The organism is Aquimarina sp. AWH4_224 (assembly GCF_056160245.1).
Map to the genome: position 1 here is coordinate 12,360 of NZ_JBSWWU010000011.1, position 13,002 is coordinate 25,361.

Consider the following 13,002-nt stretch of genomic DNA (forward strand, 5'->3'; position numbering starts at 1 on the left):
TCATACAAGGAGTTATGAGTAAACACCACTTTTGAGAATCTCAAAAGTGGTGTTTCTTATAGTACTAGCTCCATTTTGATGTTACTACGCTTGTACAAAGGGTTTTTCTCTATGGGGATTTCGACAAAGCCAAATTTTTTGTAGATGTAAATGGCATTTTCAAGAAGGGTGTTGGAATATAGAATGACTTTTTTCCAACCCTCATTCTTTGCAAAATCAATCCCATGCTGTAGTAACTGCTGGCCAATTTTATGCCCCTGAAACTTAGGAGAGACGGCCATTTTACCTAGCTCATATATGTTTGATTCTACGGGGATCAAAGAAAAGGTTCCTGCAATTTCTTCTTCCACTTTGGCAAAGAAGATATACCCTCCTTTTTGTACAATAGTTTCTTCGCATTTTTCTAATAATTGTTGATCCAAAGGTTCTACGACAAAGTACTTTTCTAACCATTCTACATTAAGACGGGCAAAGTCTTTGGCATATTTTGGATCAAAAGGGATAATAGTTAGTTGATTGGATAGAGGTCTCATAGTTTTTCAAGTATTCGGTGGCTTAATGATTTTTCTGCAAATTGATTTTCTAGATGGGTTAAATGATGAGTTAAGCCAATAGCACTTCCTTCGGTAAGCCATTTTACTTGTTCATCGATTACTGCCCAAATAGGGATCATTTGTTGATGTAAGTCTTTTCCTTTTTTACTCAACGTAAACAGTTTTTTTCTTTTGTCCTTGGTATCAGTTTTATAAGTGACTAATTTTTTTTCTGTTAGTTTTTTTAGCGATTGGGTGATAGCTGGTTGTGTGAATTGTAGCCCTTCCTGAATCGTAGTTGTAGTTATTGTATTATGATCGATTATAAACCTGAATACAGGAAAGAGATAAGGGTCGAAGTCTATATTACAAGCATTATATACTAATTGTGTTTCTCTCATTAGATATTCACTTAACCTTTTTAATCTTGATCCGAGACCAAGTTCTGCATATTCTTGAAGCTTATCTTTCATAAGTATTTATATAAGTGCTTATGTAAAAATAATAATAATTTTTAAAAAACAAAAGTTTTTGCAATAAGAAGGGCATCTTTTACAATTGATTTTGCCTTTTTGCCTTTGTAGATTTGGAAATACTATCCACCCAAAAACAAAAGAAAAAGAGTTTAAATAGTTTGATGTAATTTGGACATTCTATAAAGTAGGGGAGAAACCCTATTAATCCTAAAAAACCAAGAAATTTTAGATATTTCATGTGCTGATCTACTTAATAATCAAAATTACATATTGGTATAAAAACTCCACCAGAAGTTACGTTTTGGCCCAATAATTTTTGCTTGGGCATAAAACTTAAACCGTTTATTAGATTTATTTACCTAGTCTATTTTTTAGCACTTCTTGAATGCCGGCTAGGTGGTCGCTAAATTGCATCATTTGGGCTAATACTTGTGCCATTTCGTTTTTATCTCCAAATCCCTTCAATTTATTGTTTTTGGTAAAGGTTTCTTTAATGGTTTCCCAGCGCGTCATTTCTTCTTCCGAAATGGTTCCTGTCATTTCTTTATATTTTAACAAGTTGGCCTCAGCAGCACTGGTTAATGTTTGTGATTCGTTTTCGTAATGTGAAAGCAATAATGTCCTTAATTCGGTATCGTTCATAATAGGCACGACCTTGGCTACTAATTTGCTCATATCCCGGTAGGAACCTTGTAGTTTAAACGAAGGTTCTGTGCGATAAGCATCTTCCATAGCGGCAGATTGGATGTAGGTTTCATTTACTTTTAATACCGTATCTCGTATTAGCACTACTTTTTCGAGAACAGATACATAATCTTGTACCTCCTGTTTAGTGTGATTGCCTTCTAACTCGACACCTTCTTGCGTTCCGGTTTCTACGATCTCGATTAATTTGTAAATATCGTCAAAGTGTTTGCTGCTCAATTGGTGCAGGACGGGGTTTGAAGTCATTGCATTTTCAATCAAACTCAATTTAAACAAATCCGCTGTATCCCCGATAATATCTCCAAGATTATAAATATCAGCACGGTTAGCCAACATATCCGGAATCTGAAATTTTTCTCCACTTTCTGTATATGGGTTACCTGCCATAATTACACAAAAACGTTTGCTTCGTAAATCGTAGGTTTTTGGATTGCCATTGTATACTCCTTCTATTTTTCTAGTTCCATCAGCGAGAGAGATGAATTTTTGTAAAAACTCAGGATTACAATGTTGTATATCGTCAAGATATAACATCACATTATTCCCCATCTCAAAAGCTAGATTTAGCTTTTTTAGTTCTTCTCTTGAAGCGGCATTATTTGCAGCCATGGGATCTACAGAAGTAACTTCGTGTCCAATGGCCGGGCCGTTAATTTTCATGAAAACCAACCCTAATCGGTTAGCCATGTACTCCATCAAAGTCGTTTTTCCGTATCCTGGAGGAGAAATAAGTAATAGCATTCCCATTCGATCGGTACGCTTATTTTCGCCAACACTACCCAATTGTTTGGATAGGTTATCCCCAAACAAAGGAAGATATACTTGATCTATTAATTTATTTCGTACAAAAGAAGATAGTACTTTAGGTTTGAATTCATTTAGTTTCAAATCTTCTTTTAATTGGTCTGTAACTTGATGTTTGGCTTCTCTATATGCTTCAAAGGCGGGTGTCTCTACCGTTGCGAATTGGTGTAATGCAGCAACAAAAGTATGGTAATTGAACGAATAGTTACCTTCAGTGATTGTACCATGACTTCCTTTCAAATCTTTTATGACTTGCGAAGGGTTTACATGAATTACTTCAGAAATTGCTTCTTCTTTGAACAATAAAGTACAAACGACTTCGTGAGCATAATCGATATGTTCTGGGATATTTGCTTTGATGTAAGAACTTACCCATTGTAAGGCTAAATTGATTTTTGAATTCCAATCAACATGACCATTTGACTTTGGTTTTGTATCTAAGTCTAGCGCTTTTTTAAGTTTGGTAAATACTTTTTTCTTTTTTAGTTCAGAAATGAATGCGTCATATATTTCATTGGCCGTTTGGCTAATGCAAAAACTATTATCGCTTTGTAATTCTGTAAATAAATAATGTGCAATATCGTTGCTTTCATTGGTTTCAGACCATTGTCTTTCTTCTACAAAAACACTGATCTCTTTATTTAGTTTTGTAATTACATTATGATGCTCTTGACTATCTGGGAAAACCTGTAAAACCTCTCCAGAAGCTTTTATTGTTGTGTTCCAATACTCTTGCTTTTCTTTTTCTAAGCTAAACCAGAAATACTGAGCAAAAGCTCTGGTATTTGGGGTGAAACGCAATAAACCAAGACCATGATCTTGTTCGACAAGAACTTTTAATATTTTGGCCGCGTCTATATCATGAACCCCTTTTACATACCCTTCTGCGTAGTTTTTGCTACTCTCAGATTTTACAATTTCCAGAAGTTGTTCTTCTGTTTGATGCTGTAATTTTTCTTTAGCTATGGTTTTAAAAATTTTATAAGCGAGATAAGCCGAACGATATATTTCTGGGTTTTCGGAAATTAATTCCTGATCCCAATATTTTTTGGATCGTAATAATACCTCATTCTCAATTTCCTGATAAAAATCCGTCCCTGTAAGATGATATGCAAGTGCCGAATCTTTGTATACAATAGTGAGATCCAGAGGTTGTTTATTAACACCAAATTTGTGTTTACCAAGCTTGATAATGTTTTCGCCATCCTCATATAAATCTTGTTTGTCTTTTAATTTACGGGTGGCATCTTCTTTGGCTACTTTTAAGGCCGTTTCTATAGCTTCGGCTTTTCCTGCATCGTCCAAATCCGTAAGCTGATCAATAATGTCTCTTAGTTTGTTGATCATCAAATCCGAGGCAAAATACCCGTTAATATTTGCTACTGCATCAAAACTCAATGCTTTTTTTGTAACTCCTTTCAGAATTCGATTTGCTGCATTTTCTAAAGCAACAGCCTTTTTGTTGCGGGCTTCTATTAGTCCATTTTTTCTTGCCTCAAAGGCATTATATACTTCTTCTCGTTTTTCTATAATTTGAGCAATAAATTCTTCGAAGTCTGCAAATCGTCCTTCCAGATCCTCTAACTGAACAGAAACCTTGTTTAAAAGCTCATCAGTCTTTTCGGGAGTATTAGCAATATCCAAATAGTTGATAATACTTTGGTCTACTAACTTTAACTGAGCCGCAAATTCTGCCGTAGCTTCTTTACTTCCCAAAGATTTTATCGCATTTTTAATTCCTGCTTTCAATTGATTAATTGTAGCAAAGATCAAGGAGATATTATCGATGATCTTGGTAGAATGAGAAGTGTCTTCGATCTGAAGATTAGAAACGATATCAATCAGCATTTCAAGATCGGTTGCAATTTGATTGACCTCTTCTTCCAGCTTTTTGGCATCGATTACTTTTTTGATATCTTCTAGAACTGCTTGTTTTTCTTCTACTCTTTTGTGATAGGGTAGTAGCGCTTTGTCGTCCAGAAGAAATTGAACACAACGTTGAGAAATTTTCTCGGTTTGTTCGGCAATCTGGGTTTCCAGAGACTTGATGAACTCCTTATCCACATATCGGATATCATTTAAACTGATAGTTTCACCACGTAGTGTTCGCAGTTGTGATAACACCTGCACAAAATCATCGATAGATCGAAAAGAACTACTTTTTATTTTGCCAAAAATTAGTTCTGCCTGATCTTGAGTTTCTTTGGTTACGTTGGCGGCAGTTTTTCTAAGCTGAACAACCTTTTCAAATTCGTCTATTGCAGCATTAGCAGCGCCACTAATTTCTTCAAGAGGAATGTCTAATCGAAACGTATCCTCTTCTCGAATCCAATAATAACTATCGATGACATCATTAGAGAATTTGGAAATGTCATCATACAACCCGTCATAACTGTCCTCTTTATTTAATAAGGTGATCAGCGCATGGCATTCGGCCATAGCTTTTACAATATCCTTGTTTCCTATTTTGTATAATAAAGTATCTGTGTGTTCTGATGGAATGGTATCTCCTTTCATAAAAGGAGTTTGCCAAATCTGAATTACATGATGTTTGGTCTGCTCGTCTTCGGTTTTGAAATAACAAAGCTCACCATTTTGGAGAATCGTAAAACCATTACAAACGATGGGAGTCTTTACCTCTTGCTCGATGACATTATAAGACATTAGGGTGTAGAGCCCCTTTTCGCTTTCGTAAAACACATACAAAAAGTCTTCTCCATTGGGAGATATGATTTTTTCCTGAAACTTAACCTCAGAAACCTCATTGGTAAAGAGTTTGAAATCTCCAGACTGCAGGTAATATCCGTTAGGATAAATGATTCCTTGATCATCAGGCAAAAGTAAGCAAGCATCTTTGATAGACTCTATTTTTTTTACCTCTTGCATTTTATGATTATAGACAAAATAGCGTGGCGCTTCCTGAAAAGGTTTGATTTCTAATGTGATCAAATTACCCAAATCAGCAAATCGATATTGTCCATCATCCAGGGTTTGATCAGCGTGTTCTACAGCTTCATCCAGAATACCTTTACCTTCGTCGGTATTATCTTCAATTTTAATGGTAAGATCTCCTCCGATAGTTTCTACAAAAACTTTATCCAGAATGGAGATATGCGGATGTGCTCCGTATCGATGCATATCACGAGATACTTCGATCCAATTGAATTCGTGTTGCTTCGGAAACTTAAATTCATGTTCACTTCTATTGTCGACATAGGTAAGAGTTCCTTCATTAATTAACCACTTGAAGGTTTTAATATCTGAAACACTTTCACTTAATTGAAACACCATATGGAGGTAGTTGCCAACGATAGCGAATTTAGAAAAGATGGTATTGCGATAGTATTTATAGAGATTTGTAAAATCATCAATAAACACAGGATCGTTGATCAGATCTAAGGTCTTTGCCGAGAAATGTTCATTGGTATAAGTGTAAATACTAAAAACATCAGCCAAGGTGATTTCGGTTCGAAGACCAAAATGTACATTATAACCAAATAAGCAATATTCTCCGATAGTTACTATATCTCTAGCAATACAGTTGTTTTCTGTATTGATTCGATTGTTGGCGATTAGTTTTGTCTCTACGCTACCAAAGACTTCTTTTCTTGCATCGTTTAATTGGGTAAGGCGGGTTTGGAGATCGCCCTTATGCTTTTGTAGACGATTTTGAATGATCTCGTAAGTTCCACCATCCAATTGAGTATGTTGATTGTTGTTTTCTTCTTGCATGTTTTAAATCGAATTTACATTCGCTGTTACAAAGGACTTCGACAGACTCAGTCAGACAATTTAAATTTGATTTTAAGTCTGTAGGTCACGCTGAGCTTGTCGAAGCGCCTACTAAGGCGGACCTCAATTCTATTTCTCTATTTTGTTTCCGAACTGAGTGTGATTTTTTGAATATTCAATTAATTTATCCCAATCTTCTTCTATTAGTACTATTTTCTTTTTTCTGCTCCATCCTTTTAATTGTTTTTCAATTTTAATAGCTTCGTTTGGATCTGTAAAAGCTTGAAACCATTTTAAACTTACTGGCCTTCTCTTAAAAGTATAAGCATCTTCTTTTGTTCCAATGTTGTGTTCATATACTCTGCGTTCTAGGTCATTAGTAATACCTATGTAAAAAGAACCATCTTTACATTCAACTATATAAACATAATATTGTTTCATCTTTTATTCTATTAGGACTTCGACAAGCTCAGTCTGACATTGGATTTATTTATACAAAAACGCATCAGTGATTCCTATGAAATTTTCAGAATAATAATTAAACAAGAGTTTGACAAAGAGGATGGTAGCTATGACGCTTGCTACTAGAATAATACCGTTTCTAATATTCTCTTTCTTCTGTTGTTTTCTTGCTCTATTCCTTATTTGCTGTAAAACTTCTTCTGAAACAGGCTCTTTTTTAATGCCTTCACTTTCATTATTCGCAGAGGACCATCCCTTGAAAGCTTCTCTTTTGGTTCTTCGATCATTAAATTTAATCGAAGCATTCATTGCTGCTATTCCCATATATAAACCTTTTAAAAGTTAAACAATTCCCATCCCGGTCTTCCCGGAATGGGAAGACTTTTATGGGTTTAAAAATGTGGAGTTGATGATTCTCATAGTTTTGTTAGATAGTGCAACTAAACCTTTATACTTGGTGTTTGTATTACTTCAGTTTTTTGTCAGAAAGCCCTAATCCATTGGCTAGATTAAACAAGTTGGTAAATAAATTGTTTTCGTCTGGATCGGTTGTTTTCTGTTTTAGTTCTAACAATAAATTTGCGATCGTTAGGTTTTTGATATCCTCTGAAGAGATGCCGTATTTTGTTGCAAATTCTTTAACTTTTTCCAACAAATTTCCTTTTACATCTTCACTCCCCAGGATTGCATCTTTTACATCTTGTATATTATCAGAATGTTGTACTAGTCTATCAAATCCTTTAGCCTTGGTGATTTGTCCCATAATTTGCTCAAAGAACATGGTTTCACCACCTACGATATCGATATTGGCAGCTTTCAGTGCTTCTCCGATAACTTCGGCTTGTGCATCTGCAATTTCTTTCTGGATATTGATATGAGCCAAGTCTACTTGTAACTCTTTGTCTAAGCGTAGTTTGAACTCTTCATGCTCTTTACCAACACCGTCAAGTTTCTTCATTGCTTCTGCTTTTTCTTCAATTCCTGCGGCATCAGCAAGTGCTTTCTCTTTGATCACTTCAGCTTCAGCCAATCCTTCTTCACGGATCGCTTCTGCTTTTGCCTGGATACCTGCGGCTTCTGCTTTTGCAGTTTTTTCGATAACGTTGGCTTCTACTAATCCTTCACGTTCTCTGGCATCTGCCTTGGCGTGCATTACTTGTGCTTCAGACATACCCAAGGTAGCTTCTTCTTTGGCTTGAGCTTCAGCAAGTGTTTTACGTGCTTCGGCTTCTTTTTCACTAGCTTCTTTTTTGGCCTGCGCTTCGATATTGATTTCCTCTGCTTTTTGTTTTGCAGCTTCTTTCTGTGCTTCAGCGGCTTTTATTGTTTTGATCAGATCTTCCTGAGCAGTTGCTTCGGCAATAGTAATTTTTACTTGCTTATCACGATCCGCAGTTTTGAAGGCTTCGATATCTTTCATATTCTCTTGCTCTTGCACCACACCTTTTTCGAGCATTACTCGATCGCGAATTACATCTTGAATATTTTTCTTTTCTATTTCTACTACTTTTTCCTTTTCAATCTGTGCCAACGTAACAATTCTTTCGCGTTCTGTGGCTTCCAGCATTCTGTCTTTTTCCACTCTTTCGGTCTCAACGGCATCTGTTCGCTGTTTATTTTTAGCAGCAACAATGATCTGGCGCTGCATGTTCTCTTCGGCTACCTTTACTTTTTCTTCTGTAGAAATACGTGCGGTTTCAGATTTTAATCGCTCTTCTTCAGATACTTTTAAAGTTTCTGCTTCTTCACGAGCCTTAATATTGGCAATTTCACGTTTTTGTTGTTCTTCTTTTTCTGCTAATTGTTTATCCAATTCAAGAATAGCTTCACGAGCTTCTACATCTTGTTTACGAATTATTTTTTCTTCGTCTCGTTTGATCAGATTCGACTTTATGTTTTGAGCAGCGGTCAATTCTGTAATCTTTTTGATTCCTTCTGCATCCAGAATGTTATCTGCTTTCATCACACTTAGTGAGGTTTGCTCCAAATCATCGATGGCACAGTCGTCTAATATGTATCCATTTAGGTCGGTACCAATAATGTTTACAATTTCATCTCTAAATTCTCTTCGGGCTTCATACAACTCTACAAATTCAAACTTTTTACCTACTGTTTTTAAAGCTTCAGAGAATTTAGCATCAAAAAGACTGCGCAAAGTATCTATTTCAGAAGCACGATTACAGCCAATAGTTTGTGCTACATTGATGATATCTTCTACCGATTTATTCACTCGAACAAAAAAGGCTACTTTGATATCTGCTCTAATGTTATCCTTACAGATCAATCCGTTTACCCCGGTACGTTCTATTTCGATTTTCTTGATCGAAATATCCATAATTTCTACTTTGTGTAGCACTGGAATTACATATAGACCTTTGTCGAAGGCAACTGCCGTTCCACCAAAACCTGTGCGCACAAGTGATTCCCCTTGAGGGATTTTTCTATAGAAAATGGCAATGATTATAAAATACAGTACTATCAAGAGTACTAATGCTACTACTACGATAATAGCTATGTTTGCTAAATTGCTCATAATTGCTTTAATAATTTAGTTGTTGAATAATATAAAGTTGTTTGTTTTTGACTTGATTTACGATTTCTACTCTTGCATTTGCAGGAATTTCAATACCATCTTTGGATTGTACCATCACCTTTATTGGGTCGGACTGAATTTTTATCTCAAGGGTAGAAATTTTATCTCCCGAAATTGTGCTTTGTAAAACGCCTTGTCTTCCTAACAAATCGAGTGCACTTTCTCCTTTATTATTGAAATTTGTAAAGAATTTTTTAAACGGTGTTGTAAAAATTTTGGTTAAAAATAAGGCGGGTAGGATCCCCCCAAAAAAGAAAATGAACCCAAAATCATTGTCATAACTATGCGTGATAGAAGTCCCCGCCATTGTTATTGCCCACCAGAACAATACAAAAAATGAAAAAGTGAACATAAACGGCAATCCTACGAAGTTAAAGTAGATCAAAAATATCTGAAAGAAATTCAGCTTTCCTCTTCTTCGTATTACATCTTCTTTTTTTACTTCGGTATTGGATATTTCAGGAATATCCAGATTACTTCTGGCATCAAAATCTGTTTCAACATCCACATCCACATCTGCATCTGCATCGATATCCAAATCAATATCGGCATCAAAGAAATCCAAATCTAAACCTGTTAAAGTGGTGAGCAACCAGTAGAGGATGAGTAACCCAAACAGTATGGTTAACGGTAGATTGACTATCGAAATTGCTATGTCAAATAATTCTTTCAAAAGGTTAGTGTTATTAGTTAGTCATTAGTTAATTGTCCTTTTTTTCGAAATTCTCTTTTTTGTATAATCGAATTCTACGAAAAACAAGATAGATGAGCGTCGCCAAAACTCCAGTCCAAATCATCGCGTGTACGAATATAAAAACAGTTTCCATGACATGAATTTTTATTTGAATTTCACTGCCGTACCATATGCTAATATTTCTGAAGCTCCCTGCATAACCATTGATGTCGTAAATCTGATATTTATTACCCCATCGGCACCAATTTTTTCTGCATCTTGTATCATACGTTGCATTGCTTGCTCACGAGAGTGGGCTTGAAGCTTTGTATATTCTTCAATTTCTCCACCCACTATATTTTTGAGTCCGGCAAAAACATCTCTCCCGATGTTTCTTGCTCGTACTGTACTCCCTCTCGCGATACCTACTATTTGTGATATCTCTTTATTGGGTACAGTCTCTGTAGTTGATATAATCATGGGTATGTTGTTTTAGGTTTGTATTAGAGGTAATTAAGCATCCTTATCTTTCATACCTAATTGCTCTTTTAATTTCGCCAGATCATCTTCGGCGTTCGTTTCTGTAAGGTCTACAGCTTTGTCGATTTCTTCGTCAATGGTTTTTGCTGTATTGGCAATATCTCCATACGCTTCTGCGAGTGCTTCTTCCTGATTCACTTTATCCTTCATGCGCTCTAGCATTGAAACCGTACTTGAACTATCGATCTCAGCCATCTGCTTGTTTACATTTTTTGTGGCTTTAGAAACTTTAACACGAGCTTTCAGGGTTTTTAGTTCATTTTCCCATTTGCTGATGTTCTTTTTGATTTCATCAACATTTTTTTCTAATTGAGTTACCGATTTGTCAAATTTATCAGATTCTGATTTGGTACGGGTCACCTGTTTCAGTGATTCTTCTTTTTTGATAAGGGCTTCTTTTGCCAAACGATCTGCTTCTGTAGACTCCAAGTCACCACTCTGTGCTTTTTTTAGGATAAGCATTGCTTTTTGTTGATAGTCTTCGGCTTTTGCAGCAAATTCTTCAGTTTCATTTTTTGCACGTATGGCCAAAGCTTTTACCTGAGCAAGAGCTTCCAGGCTTTTTTCTAGATCTGTTTTCATATCTCTGATGCCTTGTTCTGTCATTTTTATAGGATCTTCCATTTTATCAATTGCAGAATTCGCTTCGGCTTCTCCTATCTTAAATAATCTTTTAAAAAAATTCATTGTCTTAGTATTTTGAAAAATTTATAATCTGTTCAGAATATTCGCTTAATAACAATCCTAAAGAATTGAGTGAACCTTCGAGCTCATTGAGATCAAGATTTTCTACTTGTAATGTGTCTCTGAAAATTACTTTATCACCAGTTTCATCTAGTACAAAAGCTCCGTGCACAATATCTCGATTTTTTTGAAGTAGATTCTTATAAACGACTTCGTTTCTGTTTTTAATATTAAAAATATGTTGCTCCATAATCAATATAGGAGGAGCAACTCCGAGAATCATATTTTTGATTCCTTCATTTTCCTTACTAACCATTATAATACCCTCGGTCTTGTTCTCGTAGGTAATATTATAGTTCAGTTTTAGTAAGTAATCTTTTATAGTTTGAAAATGATCTTGCATTTGATGTTTGTTTATGGACTTATTAATGAAATAGTTTGATAGTGCGATAGATACCAATATTACAAAAAGTCACATAAATTTTCGGCAATATTACTAGCTAATTCAGCTAGATAAATTACTAGGGATACCATGGGTATGATGTTTTTAAAGTTAATAAATTAATTGTCCTGCTAAAAATTTTAGTATACTCCCCCGAGTTTTCCGTAAATGAAAAGAAATACAAAAGTATTTCTACTAAAATTAGCTTTTTTAAAGGATATTAGCTAATATTGTTAGTGTAAATGTACAACAATTTTCGATAATTGCAAATAAAATTAGCAAAAATGTCTTTTTTTGGAAAAAACATAAAAAAAATTCGAGGTGTAAAAGGATTGAGTCAGCAGGCGTTTGCAGAGCTGTTTGACCTGAAAAGAGGGACTTTGGGAGCCTATGAGGAAGGAAGAAGTGAGCCTAAAATAGAAACTATAATTAAAATTGCTAACTATTTTAGCATACAAATAGATGATTTACTTACCAATGAACTCACCGTAAATCAATTATTAAAGTTCAAAGGTGACCTTACTACGTATGCTGCGGATGCAAAGCGAGAGCAATTTGCCTATATACCATGTATTACCGACAATAATCAGAATGAGTATATTAACTTATATGATAAAGAAACTTTTATCAAAGAGTTACCAACTATTCAATTACCGGTTAATCCTGCAAAGGAGTTTAGAGGGTATACGGTAAGTAATTTAGAAATGACTTCACACGACAAAGGCTTTTATCCTAAGGATATTATTATAGGAGAAAAGGTTCCTTCTACAGTAATTAAGAAATTGAATACAGGTACCTTGGTATTTGTCTTGGTGGATGACAAGATTATTTTTCGCCGACTATACATTACTAAAGAGAGTGCTGTGCTTAGAGCAGATCATAAAAACATAGAAGATGAAGAATATCCGATATCTGAAATTAAGGAAATGTGGAGAGTTCGCTATGTTTTTTACAGAAGAATTCCGGAGTTTGGGGATGATGTTGAGGATAAGCTATTGATCATCGAGCAGCAACTTCAAAAAATGAGGGAACGACTCTCATAGCCGTATAGATTTTCATTATTTTAAAATTATCACAATCAATTTATATAGTTGATTTTGTGTGAAATATCGAGTATCTTTAAGTGTACTTAATTCACACAAAACTATACCAATTCTATATAGATTGGTTGTTCTTCTCTTGGGTTTGCCTGTAGCAATTCTATTGCAACGCGTTTATCCTCGAATTTTATAATCCAAAGTGTTTATTGGTACTTTTTATAATCCTCGATAAAGAATAGTCTAACCTATTCTTGTCATGATAGAAATGGGCATTTGGGAGTACAATCCAAATAGGAAAAGGAGTAAGCTGTCGATTGG

At 35.1% G+C, this 13,002-nt stretch carries 11 protein-coding genes; 1 reads left to right on the forward strand and 10 read right to left on the reverse strand.

The window, feature by feature from the left end:
- Positions 1-56: 56 nt before the first annotated feature.
- The 10 genes from ACXAGJ_RS19675 to ACXAGJ_RS19720 form a co-directional block, all read right to left on the reverse strand.
- Positions 57-533 carry a GNAT family N-acetyltransferase gene (locus tag ACXAGJ_RS19675; protein WP_474842226.1) on the reverse strand — a complete coding sequence of 159 codons (477 nt, stop codon included), beginning with the start codon at positions 531-533 and terminating at the stop codon, positions 57-59.
- Positions 530-1,006: a MarR family transcriptional regulator gene (locus ACXAGJ_RS19680; protein ID WP_170864576.1), complete on the reverse strand. Its 477-nt coding sequence runs from the start codon at positions 1,004-1,006 to the stop codon at positions 530-532. Before ACXAGJ_RS19680 ends, ACXAGJ_RS19675 begins: the two co-directional genes overlap by 4 nt.
- Before the next feature lie 354 nt (positions 1,007-1,360).
- Positions 1,361-6,250, reverse strand: a complete 4,890-nt coding sequence (locus ACXAGJ_RS19685) for a DNA repair ATPase (protein ID WP_474842228.1) — start codon at positions 6,248-6,250, stop codon at positions 1,361-1,363.
- A gap of 129 nt (positions 6,251-6,379) precedes the next feature.
- Positions 6,380-6,691 (reverse strand): GIY-YIG nuclease family protein, encoded by a 312-nt coding sequence (locus tag ACXAGJ_RS19690; protein WP_474842230.1) that lies wholly within the window; start codon positions 6,689-6,691, stop codon positions 6,380-6,382.
- 45 nt (positions 6,692-6,736) lie between these two features.
- On the reverse strand, positions 6,737-7,036 hold the full coding sequence (locus ACXAGJ_RS19695) for a hypothetical protein (protein WP_474842232.1): 300 nt from the start codon (positions 7,034-7,036) through the stop codon (positions 6,737-6,739).
- A 142-nt stretch (positions 7,037-7,178) separates the two neighbouring features.
- Positions 7,179-9,245, reverse strand: coding sequence for a flotillin family protein (locus tag ACXAGJ_RS19700; protein ID WP_474842234.1), 2,067 nt, complete (start codon positions 9,243-9,245; stop codon positions 7,179-7,181).
- Positions 9,246-9,252: 7 nt separating this feature from the next.
- Positions 9,253-9,978: a hypothetical protein gene (locus tag ACXAGJ_RS19705; protein ID WP_073315683.1), complete on the reverse strand. Its 726-nt coding sequence runs from the start codon at positions 9,976-9,978 to the stop codon at positions 9,253-9,255.
- 165 nt (positions 9,979-10,143) lie between these two features.
- Positions 10,144-10,458 (reverse strand): YbjQ family protein, encoded by a 315-nt coding sequence (locus ACXAGJ_RS19710; RefSeq protein ID WP_073315682.1) that lies wholly within the window; start codon positions 10,456-10,458, stop codon positions 10,144-10,146.
- 33 nt (positions 10,459-10,491) lie between these two features.
- Complete coding sequence (locus ACXAGJ_RS19715; protein WP_474842237.1) at positions 10,492-11,205, reverse strand: PspA/IM30 family protein; 714 nt, start codon at positions 11,203-11,205, stop codon at positions 10,492-10,494.
- Between the two features lie 4 nt (positions 11,206-11,209).
- The gene (locus ACXAGJ_RS19720; RefSeq protein WP_474842239.1) at positions 11,210-11,605 is read right to left on the reverse strand and encodes a molecular chaperone Tir; all 396 of its coding nucleotides are present in this window, start codon (positions 11,603-11,605) and stop codon (positions 11,210-11,212) included.
- 323 nt (positions 11,606-11,928) lie between these two features.
- On the opposite strand from ACXAGJ_RS19720, the gene ACXAGJ_RS19725 reads away from it, so the two are divergent.
- A complete protein-coding gene (locus ACXAGJ_RS19725; protein ID WP_474842240.1) occupies positions 11,929-12,687 on the forward strand; it encodes a helix-turn-helix domain-containing protein in 759 nt (252 codons plus the stop codon).
- The last annotated feature ends 315 nt before the right edge of the window (positions 12,688-13,002 follow it).